The organism is Mesorhizobium sp. CNPSo 4670 (assembly GCF_057784235.1).
Window position 1 is genome coordinate 62,701 of record NZ_JBWJFQ010000005.1, and the last position, 23,294, is coordinate 85,994.

24 protein-coding genes are annotated in these 23,294 nt (G+C 63.1%); 9 read left to right on the forward strand and 15 right to left on the reverse strand.

Annotated features, from left to right (window positions below; all coding sequences use genetic code 11):
* Position 1 precedes the first annotated feature (1 nt).
* Positions 2-1,075, forward strand: coding sequence for an ABC transporter ATP-binding protein (locus tag AC0ZT5_RS11115; protein WP_488496687.1), 1,074 nt, complete (start codon positions 2-4; stop codon positions 1,073-1,075).
* Here the strand turns inward: AC0ZT5_RS11115 and AC0ZT5_RS11120 are convergent.
* From AC0ZT5_RS11120 to AC0ZT5_RS11140, 5 genes are all read right to left on the reverse strand, one after another.
* Positions 1,039-2,349 carry a flavin monoamine oxidase family protein gene (locus AC0ZT5_RS11120; RefSeq protein ID WP_488496493.1) on the reverse strand — a complete coding sequence of 437 codons (1,311 nt, stop codon included), beginning with the start codon at positions 2,347-2,349 and terminating at the stop codon, positions 1,039-1,041. The genes AC0ZT5_RS11115 and AC0ZT5_RS11120 overlap by 37 nt on opposite strands.
* The gene (locus AC0ZT5_RS11125; protein WP_488496494.1) at positions 2,346-3,422 is read right to left on the reverse strand and encodes an extracellular solute-binding protein; all 1,077 of its coding nucleotides are present in this window, start codon (positions 3,420-3,422) and stop codon (positions 2,346-2,348) included. Before AC0ZT5_RS11125 ends, AC0ZT5_RS11120 begins: the two co-directional genes overlap by 4 nt.
* Positions 3,423-3,537: 115 nt before the next feature.
* Positions 3,538-4,620 (reverse strand): ABC transporter substrate-binding protein, encoded by a 1,083-nt coding sequence (locus AC0ZT5_RS11130; RefSeq protein WP_488496495.1) that lies wholly within the window; start codon positions 4,618-4,620, stop codon positions 3,538-3,540.
* Positions 4,621-4,645: 25 nt separating this feature from the next.
* Positions 4,646-5,338 (reverse strand): transcriptional regulator BetI, encoded by a 693-nt coding sequence (betI, locus tag AC0ZT5_RS11135; protein WP_477285146.1) that lies wholly within the window; start codon positions 5,336-5,338, stop codon positions 4,646-4,648.
* Between the two features lie 27 nt (positions 5,339-5,365).
* Positions 5,366-6,160, reverse strand: coding sequence for a class I SAM-dependent methyltransferase (locus AC0ZT5_RS11140; RefSeq protein WP_488496496.1), 795 nt, complete (start codon positions 6,158-6,160; stop codon positions 5,366-5,368).
* Positions 6,161-6,361: 201 nt separating this feature from the next.
* Between AC0ZT5_RS11140 and AC0ZT5_RS11145 the strand changes: the two genes are divergently transcribed.
* From AC0ZT5_RS11145 to AC0ZT5_RS11160, 4 genes are read left to right on the forward strand one after another with little or no spacing between them, the layout of a single operon-like run.
* On the forward strand, positions 6,362-7,981 hold the full coding sequence (locus tag AC0ZT5_RS11145) for a phytoene desaturase family protein (RefSeq protein ID WP_488496497.1): 1,620 nt from the start codon (positions 6,362-6,364) through the stop codon (positions 7,979-7,981).
* A complete protein-coding gene (locus AC0ZT5_RS11150; RefSeq protein WP_488496498.1) occupies positions 7,968-9,533 on the forward strand; it encodes a phytoene desaturase family protein in 1,566 nt (521 codons plus the stop codon). The genes AC0ZT5_RS11145 and AC0ZT5_RS11150 overlap by 14 nt, the downstream gene beginning before the upstream one ends.
* Before the next feature lie 3 nt (positions 9,534-9,536).
* Positions 9,537-10,796: an aminomethyl transferase family protein gene (locus AC0ZT5_RS11155; protein WP_488496499.1), complete on the forward strand. Its 1,260-nt coding sequence runs from the start codon at positions 9,537-9,539 to the stop codon at positions 10,794-10,796.
* A gap of 2 nt (positions 10,797-10,798) precedes the next feature.
* Positions 10,799-11,059 carry a hypothetical protein gene (locus tag AC0ZT5_RS11160; protein WP_488496500.1) on the forward strand — a complete coding sequence of 87 codons (261 nt, stop codon included), beginning with the start codon at positions 10,799-10,801 and terminating at the stop codon, positions 11,057-11,059.
* Between the two features lie 5 nt (positions 11,060-11,064).
* On the opposite strand, the gene AC0ZT5_RS11165 is transcribed toward AC0ZT5_RS11160, so the two are convergent.
* The 4 genes from AC0ZT5_RS11165 to AC0ZT5_RS11180 all read right to left on the reverse strand — a co-directional run bounded on the left by AC0ZT5_RS11165 (position 11,065) and on the right by AC0ZT5_RS11180 (position 14,136).
* On the reverse strand, positions 11,065-12,123 hold the full coding sequence (locus tag AC0ZT5_RS11165; RefSeq protein ID WP_488496501.1) for a dipeptidase: 1,059 nt from the start codon (positions 12,121-12,123) through the stop codon (positions 11,065-11,067).
* 153 nt (positions 12,124-12,276) lie between these two features.
* The gene (locus AC0ZT5_RS11170) at positions 12,277-12,576 is read right to left on the reverse strand and encodes a GNAT family N-acetyltransferase (RefSeq protein WP_488496502.1); all 300 of its coding nucleotides are present in this window, start codon (positions 12,574-12,576) and stop codon (positions 12,277-12,279) included.
* A gap of 2 nt (positions 12,577-12,578) precedes the next feature.
* The gene (locus tag AC0ZT5_RS11175) at positions 12,579-13,199 is read right to left on the reverse strand and encodes an alpha/beta hydrolase (RefSeq protein WP_488496503.1); all 621 of its coding nucleotides are present in this window, start codon (positions 13,197-13,199) and stop codon (positions 12,579-12,581) included.
* Positions 13,200-13,203: 4 nt separating this feature from the next.
* Complete coding sequence (locus tag AC0ZT5_RS11180; protein WP_488496504.1) at positions 13,204-14,136, reverse strand: VOC family protein; 933 nt, start codon at positions 14,134-14,136, stop codon at positions 13,204-13,206.
* 226 nt (positions 14,137-14,362) lie between these two features.
* Between AC0ZT5_RS11180 and AC0ZT5_RS11185 the strand changes: the two genes are divergently transcribed.
* The gene (locus AC0ZT5_RS11185) at positions 14,363-15,931 is read left to right on the forward strand and encodes an alkaline phosphatase family protein (RefSeq protein ID WP_488496505.1); all 1,569 of its coding nucleotides are present in this window, start codon (positions 14,363-14,365) and stop codon (positions 15,929-15,931) included.
* A 69-nt stretch (positions 15,932-16,000) separates the two neighbouring features.
* Here the strand turns inward: AC0ZT5_RS11185 and AC0ZT5_RS11190 are convergent, their stop codons facing one another.
* Positions 16,001-17,335, reverse strand: coding sequence for a PRC-barrel domain-containing protein (locus AC0ZT5_RS11190; protein WP_488496506.1), 1,335 nt, complete (start codon positions 17,333-17,335; stop codon positions 16,001-16,003).
* A gap of 256 nt (positions 17,336-17,591) precedes the next feature.
* On the opposite strand from AC0ZT5_RS11190, the gene AC0ZT5_RS11195 reads away from it, so the two are divergent.
* The gene (locus AC0ZT5_RS11195) at positions 17,592-18,512 is read left to right on the forward strand and encodes a diacylglycerol/lipid kinase family protein (protein ID WP_477285124.1); all 921 of its coding nucleotides are present in this window, start codon (positions 17,592-17,594) and stop codon (positions 18,510-18,512) included.
* A 29-nt stretch (positions 18,513-18,541) separates the two neighbouring features.
* On the opposite strand, the gene AC0ZT5_RS11200 is transcribed toward AC0ZT5_RS11195, so the two are convergent.
* Positions 18,542-18,715: a hypothetical protein gene (locus tag AC0ZT5_RS11200; RefSeq protein WP_477285122.1), complete on the reverse strand. Its 174-nt coding sequence runs from the start codon at positions 18,713-18,715 to the stop codon at positions 18,542-18,544.
* 176 nt (positions 18,716-18,891) lie between these two features.
* Here AC0ZT5_RS11200 and AC0ZT5_RS11205 point away from each other — a divergent pair, with 176 nt between their 5' ends.
* Positions 18,892-20,412 carry a sensor histidine kinase gene (locus AC0ZT5_RS11205; RefSeq protein ID WP_488496507.1) on the forward strand — a complete coding sequence of 507 codons (1,521 nt, stop codon included), beginning with the start codon at positions 18,892-18,894 and terminating at the stop codon, positions 20,410-20,412.
* Between the two features lie 75 nt (positions 20,413-20,487).
* Here the strand turns inward: AC0ZT5_RS11205 and AC0ZT5_RS11210 are convergent, their stop codons facing one another.
* From AC0ZT5_RS11210 to AC0ZT5_RS11220, 3 genes are all read right to left on the reverse strand, one after another.
* On the reverse strand, positions 20,488-20,946 hold the full coding sequence (locus AC0ZT5_RS11210; RefSeq protein ID WP_488496508.1) for a hypothetical protein: 459 nt from the start codon (positions 20,944-20,946) through the stop codon (positions 20,488-20,490).
* 11 nt (positions 20,947-20,957) lie between these two features.
* Positions 20,958-21,284 carry an ElaB/YgaM/YqjD family protein gene (locus AC0ZT5_RS11215; protein ID WP_488496509.1) on the reverse strand — a complete coding sequence of 109 codons (327 nt, stop codon included), beginning with the start codon at positions 21,282-21,284 and terminating at the stop codon, positions 20,958-20,960.
* Between the two features lie 128 nt (positions 21,285-21,412).
* Positions 21,413-22,174, reverse strand: a complete 762-nt coding sequence (locus tag AC0ZT5_RS11220) for a Crp/Fnr family transcriptional regulator (protein ID WP_488496510.1) — start codon at positions 22,172-22,174, stop codon at positions 21,413-21,415.
* 204 nt (positions 22,175-22,378) lie between these two features.
* On the opposite strand from AC0ZT5_RS11220, the gene AC0ZT5_RS11225 reads away from it, so the two are divergent.
* Positions 22,379-22,699, forward strand: a complete 321-nt coding sequence (locus AC0ZT5_RS11225) for a response regulator (RefSeq protein WP_167392256.1) — start codon at positions 22,379-22,381, stop codon at positions 22,697-22,699.
* A 42-nt stretch (positions 22,700-22,741) separates the two neighbouring features.
* Here AC0ZT5_RS11225 and AC0ZT5_RS11230 read toward each other — a convergent pair whose 3' ends face one another.
* Positions 22,742-23,293, reverse strand: a complete 552-nt coding sequence (locus AC0ZT5_RS11230) for a sigma-70 family RNA polymerase sigma factor (protein ID WP_095089299.1) — start codon at positions 23,291-23,293, stop codon at positions 22,742-22,744.
* Between the last annotated feature and the right edge of the window lies 1 nt (position 23,294).

Here is a 23,294-nt window from a genome sequence, read left to right on the forward strand (position 1 = left end):
AATGATCGAGATCCGCAACGTCACCCGCAGCTATGGCGCGTTCAAGGCGCTCGACGACGCCTCCTTGACCATCAAAGAGGGCGAATTCTTCTCGCTGCTCGGTCCGTCCGGCTGCGGCAAGACCACGCTGCTGCGCATGATCGCCGGCTTCGACAATCCGACCAGCGGCTCGATCTCGGTCGGCGGCCAGCCGATGGAAGGCATCCCGGCCAATCGCCGGCCGACCAATATGGTCTTCCAGAGCTATGCGATCTTCCCGCATCTCAATGTCGAGCAGAACGTTGCCTATGGGCTGAAACGGCTCAAGCTGCAGGGCGGCGAGGAGAAACGCCGCGTCGAGGAAGCGCTGGCGCAGGTATCGCTGACCGGCCTCGGCAAGCGCCTGGCAACCGAACTTTCCGGTGGCCAGCGCCAGCGCGTGGCGCTCGCCCGTGCGCTGGTCATGCGGCCCAAGGTGCTGCTGCTCGACGAACCGCTGTCGGCGCTCGACAAGAAACTGCGCGAGCAGATGCAGGTCGAGCTGCGCCGCCTGCAGCAGGCTGTCGGCATCACCTTCGTGCTGGTCACCCACGACCAGTATGAGGCGCTCGCCATGTCCGACCGCATCGCCGTGATGTTCGGTGGAAAAATCGCGCAGGTCGCCTCGCCCAAGGAAATCTACCAGCGGCCGGTCAATCGCCAGGTCGCCGACTTCCTCGGCGGCATGAACTTCGTCAAGGCTGAGATCGTCGAGGAGAATAGCGCTTCGCTGGTTGTCGACACGCTGGGCTTCGGCCGCGTCAAGACCGACAAGCCCAAGGCCTTCGTGCGCAATGGTGGCGCAGCCACGCTCGGCATCAGGCCGGAACGCCTGCGCGTGCTGTGGGACAACGCGACGGCGAAGTTCGAGGTCGCCGGCAAAGTGGTCGAACGCCACTATTTCGGCGAGATCACCCATCTGATCGTCGAGATCCCAGGCTTGGAAAAGCCGCTGTCGGTGACCGAGACCAACGATTTCGGCGCCGACGACATTCCGGTCGGCACCCCGATCCGCCTTGCCTACGATCCCGAGGCTCTGGTGGCGGTGGCCGATTGAAGTTCGGTCACGATTTTACGCGCCGCGATGCGCCCGGCAACGATGGCGCCCTCGACATAGCCTGGAAATGACGGCGACAGTTCCGAACTGGCGAAATGCACCGGCGCAGCACCGGTGAGAAGCGTGCGCTCGGCGTCGGTTGCCGTCGCATCGATGATGAGATCGCTGTAGGCGCCGCCGCTCCAGCGGTCATCGGTCCAGTCGCGGTAGCTGAGATCGAGGATGCCGGCCGCTTCGGGCCCCAAGGCCTCCACCAGTCTTTTCGCTATTTCGGCGCGCAGTGCCGCATCGCCGAGTTCGCGCCAGCGCAAGGCGAGCGGCCCGCCGACGAAGACGACCAGCGCCGCGTGATCGTCGTCCTTGCTGACATCACAGGCAAAAAGCCCCGGCAGGTCGCGCCACATCACCATGCCGCTCAGGCCGTGGTCGCGCCAGATGGCGGTGGGAAAGCGCACCAGCACCTTGATCACCGCCCCGCTTTGCCAGACGGCCAGAGCCCTTTGCAGGCCAGCCGGCAACGGCGGCGCAAAATCCAGTTTCGCGGCCATCGTCGGTGGCACGGCGATCAACACCATCCGTGCCTCGATGATACCCGCCGCCGATGCAAGACGAACCCTTCCCGGCCCATGTTCGATCGCCGTGACCGCTGTGCTCAACCGCAGCCGATCGCCGAGATCGCGGGCCAGGTCGTCGGCCAGCGAATGCATGGTTTCGCGCACGAAATACTGCAGCTCCGTCACCTCATTGGTGATGCGCCGGTCATTGTCGATCAAGTGCCACAACGGCAGCTTTTCCAGAGCCTGACACCAAAGGCCTTCGATCATCGAGCGGAACACCGCCTTGGCGTCGTCAGGATCATTCTGGCTATCGAGCCATATGGCGACGGTCAAGCCGGCAATCGCCGGATCATCCGGCGCGATCGTATTCATCCGGTCGCGGATCGCCATCGAACCGACATATGTTCGTTCCGCCTCCCGAGTGGACATCGCCGGTTGGGCGACGAAGTCGCCATCGAGATAAGTCTCGACCAGCGTCATGCCGCGCGCCTCGACCAGGGCCATCACCTCCGGCATGTCCTCGCACAGGAACTGGCCGCCGCTGTCGATGCGCTCGCCAAGCCCATTCTGTCTGGCTTCTACGCGTCCGCCGACGCGGTCGCGCGCCTCGAGCAGCAGGAAGTCGATGCCGGCTGCCTTCAGCTCGAGCGCCGCCGACAGGCCGGTGAAGCCGGCACCGACTATGACGACGTCGGTTCTTTCCGGTTCGCTCGTCAATAGCCGGCCTTGATCTTCTCGAACTCGGCAACCATGCGCTGCTTGAGCGCCGGTGGCACCGGCTGCTGGAACAACGTCTTGTCGAGGAATTTGTCGAGATTGTCGAAGCCGCGGTCGACCAGCACCGTGTGGTCGATGGCAGCCATGCCTGCGCCATTGCCATGGCCGTAGCCGAAGGTCTTGACCAAATAGTCCGACACGGCGGGTGCATTGACGGAGTTCAAGAAATCATAGGCTTCGTCGAGCTTGCCCGGCGCATCCTTCATCAGCACATAGCCGCACACCCAGGTCGAAATGCCTTCCTTGGTGTCGCGGTTCATGGCGATCGGCATGCCTTGGCGCTTGAGCGTCACGAAGGTCTCGTTCCAGCCCCAGACCAGATCGACTTCATTGCCGATAAAGGCCTGGTTGAGATCGGTGTCATCGGTCCAGTAGAAGCGAATGTTCTTGTGCACATCGCGCAAGAAGGCGGATGCCTCCTGGAACTGTGCGTCGGTCATCTTGGTCCAGTCCTTGAGGCCGATGACGAGGCTCGCCAGCGCATAGGCGTCGTCGACATTGTCACCGATGGTGACGCGGCCTTTGAACTTGGGATCGGCAAAAATCCTGAGCGATTGCGCCTGTTCAGCAGTCACCTTGTCGGTGCGAAAGAGCAGCGAGGTGTTGCCCCAGTCGAACGGCATGAACCAGGCCTTGCCGTCGGCGGTGGTGGCGAGATCCTTCATCGCCATGATGCCGGGATTGAGGTCCTTCCAGCCGGCGATCCTGGAGGTGTCGAGCGGCTGCAGCATGCCGGCCTCGCGCCACTTGACCACGCTTTGCGAACAGGGGTGGGCGATATCGGCCTTGAAGCCTGCCCGCATCTTCTCGAAGGCTTCGTCCTCGTCGCCAAAGAAAGCGAAGGTCGGCTCGGCGCCGTATTTGGTAGCGTAAGCGGGGTGCAGCAGCGGATCTTCATAGCCCGACCAGTCGAACACCACGAGGTCGCCGCCGCCTTGCGCCAAGGCATAGAGGGAGCCCGCACCGATCAAACACGCGGCGGCAAGGGCAAGGCGGCGTAGCACTGACTTCATGGCTCGAAAACTCCCCCGTCGCGAAAAAGGTTGCTGCGACGTTAGGAGAATTCGGCTTCTTTGGCGAGCCTGTCCGCCCGCCATGTCGACGGGCGGACGGACCGGCGAGACAGGCTCAATAGCCGGCTTTGATCTTCTCGAATTCGGCGATCATCTTGAGCTTGAGTTCGGAAGGAACCGGCGACTGGAACAGCGTCTTGTCGACGAATTTCTGCACGTCGTCATAGCCCTTTTCCTTCAGCACCGCCTGATCGACGCCGGCCATGCCCTTGGCATTGGCCTGGCCATAGCCCCAGTCCTTGACCAGCACCTTGGCGGTCTCCGGATCGTTGACGGCGTTCAGATAGTCATAGGCCTTGTCGACATTGCCGGGCGCGTCCTTGAACAGCACGTAGCCGCAGACCCAGGTCGAAATGCCTTCGTCGGTGTCCTTCTTGGACATGATCGGCACACCGGCGGCAACCGACTGTACCGTCGCGTCATTCCATGCCCAGGCGAGGTCGACCTCGCCACCGCTCAGCAACTGCACGACGTCGGTGGTGTCGGTCCAGTAGGAGCGCACGTTCTTGTGCACCTGGCGCAGGAAATCCGAAGCCTGCTTGAACTGGTCGTCGGTCATCTTGGTCCAGTCCTTGAGGCCGATGGCGAGGCTCGCCAGCGCATAGGCGTCGTCGACATTGTCGCCGATCGACACCCGTCCCTTGAACTTGGGGTCGGCGAAGGCCTTTAGCGATTGTACGTCCTTGGCGTCGATCTTGGAGGTGTTGTAGGTGAGCTGGGTGTTGCCCCAATCCCAAGGCATGAACCACGCCTTGCCGTCCGGGGTGGTGGCAAGATCCTTCATCGCCATGATGCCGGGATTGAGGTCCTTCCAGCCCGTGATCTTCGACGTGTCGAGCGGCTGCAAGAGGCCCGCCTCGCGCCATTTCACCACGCTCTGCGAGCAGGGATGGCCGAGGTCGGCCTTGAAGCCGGAGCGAACCTTCTCGAACGCCTCGTCCTCGTCGCCGAAGAAGGCGAAGGTTGGCGAGTCGCCGTTCTTCTCGACATACTTCGGGTGGAAGCTGGGGTCTTCGTAGCCGGACCAGTCGAACACGATCAAGTCCTTGTCGGCGGCGACCGCAAGTGCGGCGGCCGACGCCGCCAACGTTCCGGCCAGCACCAGGGTCAGTGTCAGGCGTCTTGTCAGTGTCTTCATTGCTGTTCCATCCTCTGTGGTTTTCTTATGGTTTCGCCGCGCCGGCCGCCTTCCACGGATAGTGTTTGGGGAATGCCGCCGACAGGAATTCATTGGCCGCCTGCAAGGCGGTTTCACGGGTGGTGTCCTCGGTGCCCATCATCAGCCGCAGCCACAACCCTTCGGTCATGGCACTGAGTGCCAGCGCCATGACCTGCGGCTCATAGGCATAGTCGCCGCTCTGCTTCAGCGCCGCGCAAAGGTCGATGAAGATGTTTTGGTAGACGGCATCGCGGGCACTGCTCAGCGCCTGATAGGTCGGCCGCGACTTGGCCTCGCCCCAGAAGGCGCACCAGGCGGCGAGCTTGCGCTTGTTGCAGATCGAACGATCGAAATCGGCCGCGACCAGCGCCTGGAGTTGCCGAGCCGGATCATCGCCGGCCTTCTGCAGGGCATTGCGCCAATGCGCCGAGTACTCGTCATACATATGCTGCAAGGTCGCTATGAGCAGTTTTTCCTTGCTCTCGAAATGGAAATTGACGATGCCGCGCGACAGGCCAGCGCCGTCGGCGACATCGGCCATCGTCGTCTCCGAATAGCCGCGCTTGGCCAGTGAATCGATCGTCGCCTCGATGAGCTGAAGCTGCCTGACCTCCTTCGAGGCCTTGCGTCCGCGCTTCTCGGATTCAGTTTTCCGCATTGGTTCAAGGAGGGCGTCCCTGGCGTCTGCCGTCTTCATGGGTCTGATGGTCTCCAGCATCGCCGGCTATCCAACCGGCTTCCGACCGCGAAGATGAGTGGGACGGTGTTCGCCACTGTCAAGCACCTTCTGCATGGCTTCCCAGGTTCGGATGTTCTTGTCGACATAGGCTGCGCCGACCACAGCCGCGACCGTCGGATAGAGCGGCCCTTTCAGCCTTTCCAGCTCGCCGCGCGCGACATCGCGGTACCAGGGATTGCGGTCCCTGATGGTGACATCGGCAAAGCCGGCCCGGCGCATCGCCTGCGCATAGCGGGAGGGCGATGCCATGGCGAAGGACAGGCCTTCGGCGGCGATGTAGGCCTTCATCTCGGGCGACGGTTCGCCGTCATGCGAGATCATCCAGTTGGAGGCGGCAAAGACACCGCCCGGCTTCAGTACGCGGAAGATTTCGGCGAACAGGGCATCCTTGTCGGGCACATGCAGCAACGCATCCTTGGAGAAGACGACATCGAAGGAATGGTCGGCGAAAGGCAGCGAGCCCGGTGGCGCCTGGATGAAGCTGACACGATCCGTGAGCCCACGCGCGGCGGCGCGGCGCCGAGCTGTCTCGATCACCGGCTGTTCGACATCGAAGCCGGTGGCGCGGGCAGCGCCATGGCGCTCGACCAGATGCAGCGTGATGCCGCCCGAGCCGCAGCCGATGTCGAGGATCGTCTTGCCCCGGAGCGAGAGCCCTTCGACCACCCGGTCGACCTCTTCCGGCCCGGCGGGCGACAGGTAGCCGTCGCCCCACAGCGCCTCGAGGAAGCGGATGGCGGTGTCGTCATACTCCGGCTCGGCTGCTGCCGTTTCGATCATCGCACCTCGGCCCCATCAGCCGATTTGAGCACTTTCGATTGTCGGCAAAGCGTAGCGCATACAGAGCAAAACGCAACACCATTTGTTGAACATTCATTCAATATGGCTGGACAAAATGGCGGCTGCCATGCCAAATTCCGCGCATTCGGGAACAGATCACGCAAAAATGAAGAGCGGGTCGCACGGGAAGACTGGGCCAAAATGAAAGCTTGGGATGCGATCATCATCGGCGGCGGACACAACGGCCTGGTCAACGCCTGCTATCTGCAGCGCGCCGGCCTCGACGTGCTGGTGATCGAGAAGAACGACTGGGTCGGCGGTGCCGCCACCAGCCGGGAATTGACGCCGGGCTTCCTCTATTCCAACTGCTCCTATGTCTGCTCGCTCTTTCGCCCCGAGATCATGCGCGACCTCGAATTGCCGCGCTTCGGACTGCAGGTCATCTCCTATGAGGGTGGCGCGGTGTTCACGCGCGACGGTGACTACCTCGCCAACTACCGCGACCACGATGCCCACCGGCGCGAGTTCGCCCGCTTCTCGATACGCGACGCCGAAGCCTATGACCGCTACGCCCGCGACGTGACGCGGCAGTGCCGTTTCATCCAGCCGCTGTTGATGCGTACCGCGCCCGACCCGACCAGCCTGCGGCCGCGTGACCTCGGCGAGCTTCTCTATCTCGGCAAGAAATTCGCCGGCCTGTCGGCGCAGGAAATGGCGTTGACGCTGCGCTTCTGGACCATGTCGATCTCGGAGTTCCTCGACGAATATTTCGAGACCGACGTCATCAAGGCGAACTTCGCATTGTCCGGCATCATCGGCACCGCGCTCGGGCCGATGTCGCCCGGCACCGCCTACGTGCTGCTGCATCACTATATGGGCGAGGTCGATGGCTCAGTCGGCGCCTGGGGTTATGCGCGCGGCGGCATGGGCGCGGTCACCAAGGCGCTGGCCGCGTCGTTCAAGGCCTCGGGCGGCACCATCCGCACCGGTGCTGAGGTCGACCATGTGCTGATCGGCAGGGGCAAGGCCAAGGGCGTTGTGCTGGCTGGCGGCGAGGAGATCTATGGCAAGCTCGTCGTCTCCAATGCCGACGTGAAGCGGACCTTCCTGAAGCTGGTCGAGGAAAAGGAACTGCCCGACATCTTCCTGCGCCGGGTCAGGAACTTCAAGATCCGCGGCTCGTCCGGCAAGGTCAATATCGCCCTTGACTCGCTGCCGGAATTCCCGGCGCTGCCGAAGGATTCGCCGGTCTATCGCGGTGACATGCATTTCACCGATTCGGTGGAGCGCATGGAGCGCGCCTATGACGACTGGAAGGCCGGGCGCTGGTCGGCTGACCCCTTCCTCGACATGGTCATTCCAACGACGCTCGACCCGACCATGGCGCCGCCCGGCAAGCACTTCATGAGCTGCTTCGTGCAATACGCACCACCGAAGATCGGCGGTCGAGAATGGACCGATGCCGACCGCGACGGCTTCGCCGAAAGCGTGATTTCGCAGATCGCAGAGTACTCGCCCGGCTTTCGCGATCGCATCGTTCATATGGAAGTGCGCACGCCGCGCGAGATCGAAGCCGAGGTCGGCCTCACCGAAGGCAACATCTTCCAGGGCGAACTGACCTTCGACCAGCTTTTGTTCAACCGCCCAGTTCCAGGTTACGCGCAGTACCGCTCGCCGGTCGGCGGCCTCTATATCTGCGGCTCCTCGACCCATCCCGGCGGCGGCGTCATGGGTGCGCCCGGCCGCAATGCCGCCGCGGAAATCCTGCGCGACCTCGCCAAATCGACCTCGCATATGAGTGCTGCCCATGACGTCATCTGAGACAATCGTCATTGGCGGCGGCCACAACGGCCTCGTCGCCGCGGCCACGCTGGCCAAGGCCGGCCGCAATGTGCTGGTGCTGGAAGCCGGAAGCGAAGTCGGTGGCGCCGCGCGCACCGAGGAATTCGCACCGGGCTTTCGCGTCTCGTCAATCGCCCATCTGCTGAATCGGCTGCATCCCGATGTGGTCAAGGCGCTGGAGCTGGACAGGCACGGGCTGCAATTCGCGCGTGCCGACTTCATGCCGTCGGTTGCGCTGTCGAGGGACGGCCCGCCACTGGTCCTGCATGGCGCCTATGGCGAGGTGCTGACCGGCGCCAGTTCGTCCGAGCAGGCGGCCTGGAAGGAATTGCGCGCGCAGTTGCTGCGCTATGCCGGTGTATTGAAGCCGTTCCTGTCCCGCCGCCCGCCCGATCTCGCCGGCATGTCGCTGCTCGAGACCGCCTCGCTCGGCCAGGCCGCGCTGGCGCTGAAGAAACTGGGCAAGGAAGACATGCGCGACTTCCTGCGCGTGCTCTTGATGAACGTTGCCGACCTGCTCGACGAACAGCTGGCCGATATCAGGCTGAAGGGGCTGCTCGCCTTCGACGCGACGCTGGGCAGCCATCTCGGCCCCCGCTCGCCAACCTCATTGCTCGGCCTCTACTACCGGCTGGCCGGCGAGACCGGCGGTGCGGTCGGCGCGCAGATGCTGCCGCAAGGCGGCATGGGCGCGGTTGTCGCTGCCATCCGCGCCGCAGCGGAAAAAGCCGGCGTTACCGTCCGCACGTCGACGCCGGTGGCGAGGATCATCGTCGAGAAAGGCCGTGCAGTTGGTGTCGCGCTCGACACTGGCGAGGTGCTGCGTGCCAGGACGATCATTTCGGCCATCAATCCGGCGACCACCTTCCTCGACCTTGTCGGACCGCGCGAGATCGATACCGGCTTTGTGCGCAAGGTGAAGAACATTCGCATGAAAGGCGATGCGGCCAAGCTCAATCTGGCGCTCGTCCGGCCCCCGCAATTCAAAGGTGTCGATGCCGCCGGCCACAAGGGCCGCCTGGTGATCGCGCCCTCGCCCGACCATGTCGAGCGCGCTTTCAACCCGTCCAAATATGGCGAATTCTCACCCGAGCCGGTGATGGAGATCACATTGCCCAGCCTTGCCGACCCGTCGCTCGCGCCCAGCGGCGCCTGCGTGCTGTCGGCGGTCGTGCAATACGCGCCCTACGCGCTGAAAGAGGGCTGGGATGCTGGCAAGCCGAAATTCCTCAAGGCGATCATGGCTCAGCTCGAAGCCTATGCGCCTGGCATCGGCAAAAGCGTGGTGCACGCCGAGCTTTTGACGCCGGCCGATATCGAAACGCGCTACCGCATGCCGGGCGGCCAGTGGCACCACGGCGAATTGCAGGCCGACCAGATGCTGATCTCGCGACCGGTGTCCGGCTGGTCGGGTTATGACACACCGCTCGAAGGGCTGTTCCTGGCCGGAGCCGGCTCTCATCCCGGCGGCGGCGTCTCCGGCGCTCCCGGCCTCAACGCCGCGCGGCGCATCATCGCGATGAAGGGGTAGGCCATGGCCCAGCCAACCAGGAAGAAGCTAGTCTCGAAGACAGTAAACGCGGCCGTTTCCGCCCGCATCGCTGCGCAGGACCATTTCCGCACGCTGCGGCTCGGCACGCCGTTCCAGCCGCGCATCGACGCGCTGGCAAAAACCCAGGACTGGTACAATTGGGCCGGCTACCGCGCCCCGCATTCGCTGTGGGACGAGGAACTCGAATACTTCGCCATCCGGAGCCAGGCGGCGCTGTTCGACATTTCGCCAATGACCAAATACCGGATCGAAGGGCCGGATGCCGAAGCCTTGCTCGACCGCGTCACCTTGCGCGATGTCACCAAGCTGAAACCCGGCCGTGTCCACTACACGGCGTGGTGCGACGACGAGGGCTTCGTCCTCGATGACGGCACGCTGTTCCGCTTGTCGCCGACACGCTTTCGGCTGTGTTCGCAGGAGCGGCATCTGCCATGGCTGCTCGACAGCGCGATCGGTTTCGATGTGACGATCGAGGAGGAGACCGAGGCTGTCGCCGGGCTCGCGCTGCAAGGGCCGACCTCCTTCGCGGTGCTTCGTGATGCCGGCTTCGCCGGCGTCGAGAAGCTCAAAATATTCGACCTCGCCGATTTTCCTCATGATGGCGGCAGCGTCGGCATTTCGCGCACCGGCTTCACCGGCGATCTCGGCTATGAACTGTTCGTCTCGGCCGACAGGGCGCTCAGCCTGTGGGACCGGTTGATGACATCAGGCCAACTGCGCGGCATCCGCGCCATCGGCTACACCGCGCTCAATCGCGCCCGGCTCGAGGCCGGATTGATCGTCGCCAATGCGGATTTCACCACCGCCGAGCACGCCATCCGCGCCGACCGCTTGCGCATGCCGGACGAGATCGGCCTCGGCTTCATGATCGATCTGGAGAAAGGTCATTTCAACGGTCGCCGCGCCATCCTCGACGCCAGGGCAAAACGCAAGCTGCGCCATGTGCTGGTAGGGCTGGAGATCGAGGGCAACATCCCCGCCGAACATGCCATCGTCTACCACAAGAAAAGCCAGGAAGTCGGCCTGGTCAGCGCCGCCATGTGGTCGCCAATGGCTAAGCGCAACATCGCCATCGCCTCGCTGGCGCGACCGTACGGTGATACCATGGTCGAGGACCTCTGGGTCGAGATCTACGCCATGCGCGAGCTGCAGTATCAGAAGCTGATGAAGCGGGCCAAGGTGGTGGCGCGGCCCTTCATCAAGCTCGACCGCCGCACCGCCAATCCGCCGGCGGATTTCTGACCATGACCGACGAAGCCGGCAAGCAGGAAGAAGATGGGGAAGCCGCCGAGCAATGGGAGCTGGTCAACACGCCGCTCGGCGAGAAATGGTCGGGCCGCACGCGCTATGCCGCCGCCATGTTCTTCTACAAGGGCGGCGAGATGAGCGCCGAGACGCTCGAGGTGTACCGCATCTGCGCAAGGCTCGATTCGGAAGATCCGTTGCCGATCATCCGCGATCGCGGTGTCGGCAAGGACTGGCTCAAGCGCATGGGTTTCGAATAGGTCTTCTACCCGATGGTTCTCTCCAGCATGCTGAGCCAGTTGCGATAGGCGATCTTTTCGATCAGCGCGCGGCCGAAACCGCGCGCCGCCAATGCATCGATCAGCTTCGGCAAGCCGGCGACATCGCCGATGACGGCCGGGATCATGGCGCCGTCGAAATCCGAGCCGAGGCCGACACCGTCCTCGCCCAGCGCCTGCAGCAGCGAATCGACGTGGCGAACCATGATGTCGAGACTGGTATCCGCATTCATGCGGCCGTCCTCACGCAGGAATCCGGTGGCGAAGTTCAGCCCGACCATGCCGCCGGATTCGCGGATCGCGCCGAGCTGCCAGTCGGTGAGGTTGCGCGAATGGCCGCAGATCGCGTGCACGTTGGAATGGGTGGCGACCAGCGGCGCATCGCTGAGCGCTGCGACATCGCGAAAGCCCTTCTCGTTGAGATGCGACAGGTCGATCATGATCTTCAGCTGGTTGCACGCCTTGACCAGCGCCTTGCCGGCATCGGTCAGCCCGGGGCCGGTGTCGGGCGAGGACGGAAAGCGGAACGGCACGCCGTGGCCGAAGGCGTTCGGCCGGCTCCAGACGATGCCGAGCGAGCGCAGGCCGGCGGCATGCAACACGTCGAGCATTGTGAGCTCGGGATCGATCGCCTCGACCCCTTCGATATGGAATACCGCCGCAATCGAGCCTTGCGCCATGGCGTTGCGGACATCGCCGGCACTGCGGCAGACGGTGAGCCCCCCGGCTCGTTCCAGCCTGAACAGGATCGAGGCCATCGCGATCGTCGAGGTCAACGCATCGGCGCGCGGAACCTCTGGCGGCAGCGGCTCGGCATCGCTCGGCGCCAGTGGCACGGCGCTGCGCCTGGTTTTCTCGACAGGCGGCGGAAAGATGGCGAACATGCCGCCGGCAAAGCCACCGGCTTTCGCGCGCGGCAGGTCGACATGGCCGCCCGATTTCCCCTCGATGAACAACTTTTCGACATCCGTGTCTTTTGACTGGTAGAGTCTGAGCAACGTGTCGTTGTGGCCGTCGAAGACGGGAACGAGGTCGGATTCGGTCATTGGGGAATCATTCGGTTCGTTTGTCGGCGCGGTGGCTGCGATAGATCATATCCACTTAGGCAAGATGCGCTACCCGTGCAAATGCCAAAGCCATCGAAGCGGGACGACAGCCTGATGTCGCGCCCGTTTCGATCGACGAAATGCCGGCCGATCCTACTGCTTCAGCACGTCTGCCCACTCGTGGTGGCGGCGGAACTGGGCGTTCGCGAACGGGCAAAGCGGGATGATCTTCTTGCCCGCCGCGCGCGCATCCTCGACGGCGCGGGTGACGAGCCGAAGCCCGGCACCCTGACCGCGGAAGACGTCCGGCACTTCCGTATGGTCGATGATGATCTGGTGCTCGCCGATCTTGGTGAAGGTCATCTCGGCCTCGGCGCCCTCTGGCCCGCGCAGGACATAGCGACCCTTGGAACCGCGATCTTCCAGTTCGATTTCAGGCAGTTGGTCCGGCATCGCTATGCTCCCTGGATGGCACCGGCAAAGAGATGCTGTGCCGCCTCGATCTCGTTTGGCCGCACCTCGTGCCCGCCTTCATGCCACGCCACTGTGACATCGGCACCGTCGGCACGCAAATAGGCTTCAAGCCGCGTGGTCAGGTTCGGCGGACAGATTGGATCACGCCTGCCGGCGGTCACGAGAATGTGACGGCCGGCGAGACTGCCGTTGATCTCAGGTTCGAACGGGATCAGCGGATGCATCAGCGCCGTGGCATCGAACATCGCCGGCGCGGCGAACACCACCGAGGCCAGGATGTTGGCGCCGTTGGAATAGCCGAGGCCGAACACGGATGACGGCTTCGCCGCCTCGATATGAGCCCTGATGAAGCCGGCCATCTTGTCCGTTGCCCGCGCCAGATCGCCCATGTCGTAGACGCCCTCGCCGGTGCGGCGGAAGAAGCGCGCCGCACCATGCTCCGCCACATCGCCGCGCGGCGAGATGATGGTTGCCTGGGGCGAGAGATCGCGCCCCAGCGATAGAAGCTGGTTTTCATCGCCCCCGGTGCCGTGGAAGACGAAGAGCAGCGGACCGCCCGGCGAACCGGGCAGCACCTTGTAAGTGTAAGCGTCCTTGCTCATGGTCTCAGCCTTCCAGCTTCTGCAAATGCTGTTCGAGATAGGGCCGCAGGTGCTGGTGCTGCGTTGGCAGCTTCAGCGCCTCACCGAGATGAGCGGTATCCTCATCGCGATCGAAACCCGGTTCGTTGGTGGCGACTTCGAACAGCACGCCACCCGGCGTGCGGAAATAGATCGCCCAGAAATAATCGCGGTCGATCACCGGCGTCACCTGATAGCCGGTGTCCATCAGCGCCTTGCGGACTTCGAGCTGCTTGGCGCGGTTCTCGACGGCGAAGGCGACATGGTGGACGGAGCCCGCGCCGAGATCGGCGAAAGCGGCACCCGGGAACGATTCGATGTCGACGACGTCGGCGCCATTGCCGTTCTTCACCGCCAGCCGCCGGACATTTCCCGACTTGTCGATCTCCTCGTAGCCCATGAACTTCAGCAGCTCCTCGGTGGCGCCGCCATCCTTCAGCCTGAGCGACACGGAGTGAAAGCCGCGGATCGCCTCATCGGTGGGGATGCCGCCTTTCGCCCATGGCTTTCTGGCGTCGGCCTTGTCCTCGACCAGGGCGAAACCATCGCCGTCCGGTCCGGCAAAGGCCAGGCGCTTCTCGCCGAATGTCTCGTCGCGCGACAGGCCCGAGACGCCTTCATCGGCAAAACGCTTTTCCCAATAAGCGAGCGTGCCTTCCGGCACGGAGTAGACCGTGGTGCCGACTTCACCGACGCCATGACGGCCCTTGCCAATGTTGGGAAACGGAAAATAGGTCATCACCGAACCCGGCGTGCCGGCCTCGTCGCCATAGTAGAGATGGTAAACGTCAGGCGCATCGAAATTGACGGTCTTCTTGACCCGGCGCTGGCCGAGTTTCCTGGTGAAGAAATCGTTGTTCTGCCGTGCATCCCTGGCCATCGAGGTGACGTGATGGAGGCCCTTGATCTGATCGAGCATGGTCTTGCTCCTTCCCTTGGTGCTTCTGCGGCCCTAGCCGCTGTCCACGCCTATATGAGGACACCACCGCCTGCGGCAAAGGCGGCAAACACAGAATGGACTGTGCTTTAATAGTGAACAACCAAAATGCCTTTGTTCACCAACTGACGAACATGGCAGGCTTGCGCCGTCGCCGGAATTCGGTTCCATGGGCGGCGTTCGACCATAGAGGATAAGGGTATCGCGAGTGACCGGAAAAGCCAGGCGCCCGAATGTTCTTCTGATCACATGCGACCAGTGGCGCGGTGATTGCCTGTCGGCTGCCGGCCATCCGGTTGTGAAGACGCCGAATGCCGACGCGCTGGCCGCCGAGGGTGTGCTGTTCAAACGGCACTATGGTGGTGCGGCACCTTGCTCGCCGGCCCGCGCCTGCCTCTACACCGGCCTCTACCAGATGAACAACCGCGTCTGCCGCAACGGCACGCCGCTCGACGCCCGTCACGGCAACATCGCGCTGCATGCCCGGAGGCTCGGCTATGATCCGACGCTGTTCGGCTACACCGACATATCGCTCGACCCGCGCCTGCTGGCGCCGGGTGACCCACGGCTGCAAAGCTATGAAGGCGTGCTGCCTGGATTCACGGTGCGCCAGTTGCTGCCCGAGCATCAGAAGCAGTGGCTGTCCTGGCTCAAGCAGCGGGGCATCGATACCGGCGCCGGATCGCCGAATATCCATCGCCCGGTGAACGAAGGCGGCAAGGCCGAGGCCGGCGTCAGCAACGCACCGCCCGTTTATTCGAAGGACGAAACCCCATCCTCCTTTCTGACCGGCGAATTCACGCGCTGGCTCAGCGAGCAGGAGAACGATGTGCCATGGTTTGCCCATCTTTCCTTCATCAGCCCGCACCCGCCCTTCATCGCGCCCGAGCCGTACAACAATTTGTATGATCCAGCTGCCGGTCCTGCCTTCCACCGTGCAGCGAACTGGCAGGCAGAAGCGGAGAGCCATCCCTATCTCGGCTATGATCTCGGCCGGCAGAAGCAGGCCAAGTTCCGCCCCGACGCCAGTGGCAAGGTGCATGATTGGAGCGGCGACGACTTTCGCCGCATCCGCGCGATCTACTACGGCATGATCTCGGAGGTCGACGCGCAGCTCGGCCGTATCTGGCAAGCGGTCAAGGCCGCGGGCACGTGGGACGACACCATCATCGTGCTGACCTCGGACCACGCCGAGATGATGGGCGACCATTTCATGCTGGGCAAGGGCGGCTATTTCGACGGCAGCTACCACATTCCGCTGATCATCCGCGACCCGCGTCACGGCAAGGCTGCCGGCGGCAGTGTCGATCGGTTCACCGAAGCGGTGGACATTTTGCCGACGCTTCTCGACCTGCTCGGCGAAGCCCCACAACCGCATCTCGACGGATGCTCGTTGAAGCCGTTTCTGAGCGGCGGGAGCAATGCGGCGTGGCGCGATGCCGCGCATTGGGAGTTCGATTTCCGCTCGATTGCCGAGGGCGAAGCCGAACGGCATTTCGGCATCGCCTCACGCCAATGCAATCTCGCCGTCATCCGCACGGAAAAATTCAAATATGTGCATTTCGGCGGTAACTTGCCGCCGCTGCTGTTCGACCTGGAAAGCGATCCGGGCGAATTGAACGACCTCGCCGCCGATCCGGCCCACCTGGCCGTGCGGCTGGAGTTCGCCGAAAGGCTGCTTGCCTGGCGGGCTGAACATCTCGACCAGTCGTTGGCATTGGCCGAACTGACCGAGCATGGCGTTGCCGGCCATGCTAGCAGGGGATCAAGGCAGTAGGGCGGTAGGCCTGGATGCGCCGCACCCTACTGCCCTACTGCCCTACTGCCCTACTGCTGCCCTACTATCCTACTGTACGATCATGCGCTGCTGGTCACGCTTCTCCGTATAGCTGCCCTTGTCGTAAGCAGTTTGAGCCTCGAGCTGTTCCTTGGTGAAGGTCGTGTACAGGTACTTCCTGCCATCCTTGTCGGTCATGAATTTGAGATTATCCATGCCGACCGCGACTTCCTTCTCGCCAATGCCGAGGAAGCCGCCGACGTTGACGATCACAGCGTCAGTCTTGTTGTCGGGCGCCAGCACGACGTCACCGATTTCGCCAACCTTGGCATCATTGGCGCCGTAGACGGTCGTGCCCTTCAGGTCGTCGGCGCGAATCTCGCCGACAGGCATCTCGGTCAAGGTCGACTTGTCGATTGCCGCCGTCTGGGTCTGGTCGGGTGCCGAGGCATCGGGTGTCGAAGCAGCAGGAGCCTCAGCCGTCTTGTCAGCCGGTGCGACGGCAGGAGCCGTGGCATCGGACGGTGCAGCAGCCGGTGCGGTTGCAGCCGGCTCATTGGAAGCCGTCGTTGCCGGTGCCGGATCATAGGCCTTGCGGTTGAAATCCGGCTGCGCCTGAAGCTCCTCCTTGGTGGTCTGGGCCACCAGCCAGCGGTCGCCGTTTTTCTCCGCCCACTGGGCCTTGCCGAAGTCATAGGTGACATTCTTGGCGCCAAGGCCGAGGAACCCGCCGACGCCGATGACAAGCGACTCGGCCTTGCCTTCCTTCGTCAGCACGATGTCGTTGACGCTGCCTATGTTCTGCGCGTCATCGCCGGTGCCGTTGTAGACGGTTTCGCCAATGATGTTGGTGGCGAGATTGCCGTCGGCGCGCTTCACCGGTTCGGCCGGCGCAGCATTCATGTCGACGGGTGTCTGCGCGGTGTCAGCCGGCGCGGATGCCGGAGCGTTTGCATCCGTCGATGCGACCGGCGCCGGAGCAGGCGCATAGGGCTTGCTGTCGAACTCCGGCTGCGCCGTCAGTTCGTCCTTGGTCGTCTGGGCAACCAGCCAGCGGTCGCCGTTCCTTTCGGCCCATTGCAGCTTGTCGTATTCGAAAGCGACATTCTTCGCTCCGACACCCAGAAAACCGCCAACGCCGATGACTACGGACTTGGCCTGGCCATCCTTGTCAAAGACGACATCGCTGACCTTGCCGATGTTCTCGGCATCGTCGCCGGTGCCGTTGTAGACGGTTTCACCGATGATGTTGGTGACGATGCTGCCTTCGGTGCGCACCGGAGCGGCGGCTGGCTCCTGAACTGCGGGGGTCTGGGCGGGCGCCGGGGATGTCGCATTCTGCGCATAGGCCCCGGTCGCGACCAGCGCTGCGAGTGCGGTCGTGGCTAAGAGGTTGCGGGTCATGATGATCTCTCCTCGTGGGTGATTTCGTACGCGCCGCGCCCGGTTGAACCGTCGCTGAGGAGGTTCGGACGCGGCATCTTCTTCACAACGTCGTGACCATGCTGTTGTTCCGACAAAACACTTCGCGTCGTGGCGAAGCCAAGAAGCGGGGAAGCGCCGGCGATTTCTCAAAAACGGAACCTTTCCCGCTTGGTCGCGTTTCAGCCCGTGGCTGGGTCTATCCCGGCCGTATCGTGATGGAATGGCGGAGCGGGGCATGAAATTTGCTGCGGTGCTGAACCGGGACGGCGGCACCTTGCGCACAACGGACCTTGCCGCCTTTTCCGACAGGATGCGCCAGACCCTGGAGACGGCAGGCCACTCCCTCAGCATTGATGTTGTTGCCGGCAAGGACGTGGTGGAGACGCTCGATGGCGCTGCATCGCGACGCGCTGTCGATGTCGTGCTGGCCGGCGGCGGTGATGGAACCATTTCCGCCGCGGCCGCTCGGCTGATGGGCACCAGGAAGGCGCTTGCCATATTGCCGGCCGGCACGATGAATCTGTTCGCACGCGGACTGGGTATTCCGCAATCCCTCGATGCCGCGCTGAAATCCTTCGCCGATGGCGAAATCATCGCAGTCGACGTGGCCACGGCAAACGGCCGGCCCTTCGTTCATCAGTTCTCGATCGGCATGCATGCAAAGATGGTGCAGCTGCGCCAGAAAATGGAATTCGGTTCACGTCTGGGAAAGATCGGCGCCTCGGCCAAGGCGGCCTGGGCGACGATCAACAATCCACCGGCGATGAACGTGACGCTCAGCATCGGCAACGCCGAGATGGCGGCCCGCATCACCGGCATCGGCATCACCAACAATCTGTTCGGCGAAGGCCACCTGCCCTACGCCGACAACCCGGCGGGCGGCGTGCTTGGCGTCTATGTCACGGTGGCGCAGCAGCGTGCGGAACTGGTCAAATTCTTCTTCAACATGGCGCGCGGAAAATGGCGCGACAACGAACACGTGGAAATCCATCAAGCTGACCGAACGGTCCTGAAAATCCATTCGGGCAGCAGCAAGTTCCGCGCCGTCATCGACGGTGAACTGGTCCGGCTTGACCGTGAGACGACGATCGAAATCCGGCCTGGCGCACTGAATGTCCTGGTGCCGGCCCGCATCGCAGAGGCGAAGGCTGCCTGATGCGATCTCGAACGATGAAGGCCGAAAATCTAGCCGCCTGGCGCGCTTCCTTGTTCTGTCGCCGGCGTCCTGGCCATTTCACCATAGATTTCGGCGATGCCCCAGGCAGCGAAGGCCAGAAGCAGCGCGGCAATCAGGATACGCAAGCCGTGCCAACCCCAACCTCCCTGTCGCGCTTTGTTTTCGGGGATGATCTTGGTCATGATCGGTCCTTGTCTGGCATTACGCCAACTGCCACGGTCGGCAAAACACGGTCGGGTAACGGTTCCTCGCTGGGATGGTTCCGGGGAAGCCGGGTGGTCATGAGCCGGCAGGTGCGAGATGCAGCGAAGGCCGGGACGGGCCATTGGGGACTTGGGTGAACAGCAAGGCGGAAACAGTGCCGAATCTGCCGGCCGAAGTAGCGCGCGCGGTCGAGGACGAGGACCGGCTGGCCGTGCTGCACGGTCTGGAGGCGTTGGATACGGCGGCCGATCCGGATTTCGACCGCATAAGCAGCCTTGCCGCGGCGGCTATGCAGGTTCCGATCGCCTTGGTGACGCTCGTCGACCACAAGCGCCAATGGTTCAAATCCTGTGTCGGTCTGGACGAGACCGAAACCGCGACCGACATCTCCTTCTGCGCCCATGCGATTGCCGCCGGCGACGAGCCGATGGTGGTGGCGGACGCCACGACGGACCCACGCTTCAAGGCCAACCCGCTGGTCACCGGCAAGCATCATCTCCGCTTCTACGCCGGCGCGCCGATGATCGTGGCTGGGGCCCGCATCGGCACGCTGTGCGTGCTCGATCGCAAGCCGCATGCCTTTCCGTCTAGCGCCATGCTCGAGCAGTTGAAGGCGCTCGCCGGCCTCGCCGGCAGCCTGTTCACCTTGAAGGATGCGACCCGCAGCGGCGCTATCGCCGAAGCAGCACTGGTGCGTGAGGAAAAGCGGCGCGCCATTGCGCTCGACGCAGCTTCGCTCGCCAGCTGGGCATGGGACATCCGCACCGACATCATCGAATGCGATACCTTACTGTCGGAGCTGTTCAACCTGCCGCGCTCGAACCGGCTGCGGGCGCGCGACATCCTCACCGCCATCGATCCTCGCGACGTCTACCAGACCGAAACCCGCTTTCGCGATGCCTTGACCGGCAGCGACGACTATTTCGGCGAATACCGGGTGAAGGGCTTTCATCCGCCGCGCTGGCTCGCCACGCGCGGCCGCGTCATCGAGCGCGACGGCGACGGCAAGCCGACCCTGATCTTCGGCGTCAACTACGACATCTCCGAGCGCAAGCTTGGCGACGAGCGGCAACGGCTGCTGCTGCGCGAGCTCAACCACCGCGTCAAGAACACGCTGGCGACCGTCCAGGCACTGGCGACGCAGACCGTGCGCCATGCCCGCCAGCCGAGCGAGTTCCTGGAAGCCTTTGGTGCCCGGCTTCAGGCCCTGGGCATCGCCCACAATCTGTTGTCCGACCGCGAGTGGCGCGGCATCGGCATCCGTGAACTCGTCCAGATCGAGGTCAGGCCTTTCGACACCGCCGACCAGCCGCGCATGACGATCTCCGGCGACGAGTTGTTGCTGTCGCCAGACCAGGCTGTCGGCCTTGGCCTGATCCTGCATGAACTGGCAAGCAATGCACTGCAATATGGCTCGCTGTCGGTGGCGTCAGGCAAGGTTGATCTCGGCTGGAGGACGAAAGGCAGAAAGGGGACCCGACGCCTCGTGCTGACCTGGCGCGAAAGCGGCGGCCCGCAAGTCGCCCCGCCGGAGCGACACGGCTTCGGCTCGATCCTCATCCGACGCAGCCTTGCCAAGGTCATTTCAAGCGAAGTAACCCATGAGTTCCGGCCGGAAGGCGTGTTTGCCGAAATATCGATGCCGCTGGAAGATCTGCCGAGTGAAAAGCCATGATGCCGAACCAAAAGGCCGCGACGCAAGGTTGAAGCCGGTTTTCGGAAGAGATCATGGTCAAAGAGAGAACCGACCTTACTTCCGCTCGTCTTCTTCCGGATCGTCTGGTTTCACGTTTTCGCGGTAGATGGCGTAGGCAGCCAGCGCCACGGCAGGACCCAGAATGACGCCGAGACCGCCCTTGCCCTTGAGCAGCGCCGGCAGCACGGCAAGCGCCGCGGTGATGCCGATCGCTTTCATGTCGGCATTGCGCTGTTGTGCCCGGCGCCGGGCACGTGAGCCTGCGGATATCTGGAAAATCAGCAGGATTAGCCCGGCAAGCAGCAGGAAACCGGCGCCAAAGCCCAGCGCGGCGGCAAGCGACCCGTAGCGACTTGCCGTCCAGATATAGGCTGCCCCGACCAGAAAGCCGAGGCCGCAGAGCGCCACTGATATGGCGAGCCCATAAACGATTGCCGCCGTGCGCGCCCGGCGCATGGCGGCGGCGGTTTCGCCCGATGCCAGACCTGCAATCAGGGATGCGAGCATTCCCATCTGGAATGCGACTAGCGACGCGCGAGGAGCGCGAAGAGGAAGCCGACGCCGGCGGCGATCGCCAGTGACGTCACCGGCTTTTCGCGTACGCTCGCCATTATCTGCTCTTCGATATCCTTGGCATTGCCGCGCAGGCTGTCAAAGGCTGCTTCGCCCTGCGCACGCAATTGCTCGACCCCTTCCGTAGCCGCACGCCGCGCGGTGCCGTAGCCATGCTCGCCGGTCTTGGCCAACTGCTTGGTAAGCTTGTCGATATCGGCCTTCAATTGCCTGATATCGGCTTCGAGATCTGAATTCGACGGGCTTTCGGTTGCGGTCTTTCCTGCGGCAGTTGCCATTGCTTAACTCCTTGTGATTGCTTGATTTCAAACGCGCCGCATGTCTCAAGGTTCCGGCATCAGGGAACAAAGTAGCCGAAAACGCTTGCGTGTGCACCCGATCCGCTGGCGCTGAAAAAGGCGTTTCGTCAGATCAGCGGCCGGCGCGCCTCGCCCAGCCCTTCCCAGCCGGCGAGTTGCTTGAGCCCTTCATTATCGGTGACCTCGCAACCGCCGTCGCGCCAGACAATCAGCTTTCGGTCCATCAGCTTGCGGATCGTCTTGTTGGTATGGACCAGCGACAGGCCGAGCGTGTCGGCGATGTGTTGTTGGGTGATCGGTATCTGGACAGATTGCTTGCCATTCAGGCCAACGACCTTGGCCCGGCTGCCGATGAAGGCGATAAGATAGGCGGCGCGCTCGATGGCGCTGCGCCGCCCGAGGCTGAGCAGATTCTCGTCCAGCATGCGCTCTTCGCGCGATGCGATCCAGGTGATGTCGTAGGCCAGCCCGGGATGGTTGCGGTAGAGTTCGTGGAGAGACTCGCGTTCGAAAACGCATAGCAGCATCGGCGACAGGGCCTCGACGGAATGCTGCATTTCGCCCATCACGCTGCCCTGCAGGCCGATCAGATCGCCGGGCATGAGATAGTTGAGGATCTGGCGGCGCCCATCCAGTAACAGCTTGTAGCGGAACGCCCAGCCGGAGAGCACGGTGTAGAGATGGGCACTGTGGCTTCCCTCCACCAGGACCGTGGCGCCCTTGTCGACGGCGAGCTCCCCCTTCTTGAATTTACTGATGAAGGCCAGTTCCTGCTTTTCGAAGTCGCGGAAGACCGGTAACGGCCGCAACGGGCAGTTCTCGCAAGGATACTGCCGACTGGAGACGGCACGACCGTTCTGGCCTGACATTTCGACCCCTCTTCGAAAGCCCGCACAAGGCTGCGTCACAACGCGTTAGCGCGGATCGAGGTTCCGCGCGGGCACATGTCTTTTTTAAATGACAGCTTGCCAAATAGCGATCATGACTCCATCCGTTACAAGGAGCCCTTGCCTGTGTCCCCTTTGCTTGATGGATTGCGGATTCTGGTCCTGGAGGATGAGTTTCTCATCGCCATGGATGTCGAGCAGCTTTGCCGCGATCATGGTGCGGGCGAGGTGGTGATCGCCCGCGATCTGGCCGAGATCGACGATCGACAAATCGCCACGCACTTCGACGCCGCCATTGTCGACCTTATGCTGGGTGGCGCCTCGACACTCGATTTCGCGTCGGGCCTACGCGCGGCAGGCGTGCCGTTCGTGTTTGCCTCGGGTTATTCGGATCCCGATGAAATCAAGACATCGTTTCCGGGCGTCAGGCTGGTCGGCAAGCCCTATTCGGGTGAGGACCTGATGCAAGCGGTGGCGGCGGCCTGCGGGCGGGGTTCTCCCGGCTGAGACACGATCCAACTTCTGCGGATCGCACCTTGCGATCGCAGCTCAGTTGGCCGGCGAGCCCGTGACCTGGGTCGAAATCGCATCCGGGCCATACTCGTCTTCGCCGGAGATCTTCAGGATCTCCTGCAATCGCGTGCGGGCCCGGCTGACCCGGCTCTTGATCGTCCCGACCGCGCAACCGCAGATTTCGGCCGCCTCCTCGTAGGAGAAGCCCGACGCACCGATGAGGATGATGGCTTCGCGCTGGTCTTCCGGCAATTGCTCGAGGGCGCCGCGAAAATCCTTCAGGTCGAGCTGGCCATGCTGGGCCGGATGAACGGCGAGCCTGGCCGTCATGATACCGTCGCTGTCTTGCACCTCGCGCCCGCGCTTGCGCATCTGCGAATAGAATTCATTGCGCAGGATGGTGAACAGCCACGCCTTGAGATTGGTGCCGGGCTGGAAGCTCTCATGCTTGTCCCAGGCCTTGACCAGTGTTTCCTGGACGAGATCGTCCGCCTTGTCGGCATTTTGCGTGAGCGACACGGCAAAGGCGCGCAAGCTTGGGATTGCCCCAAGCAGATCGGTCTTGAAGCCTTGGGAGACCGCTGCCATG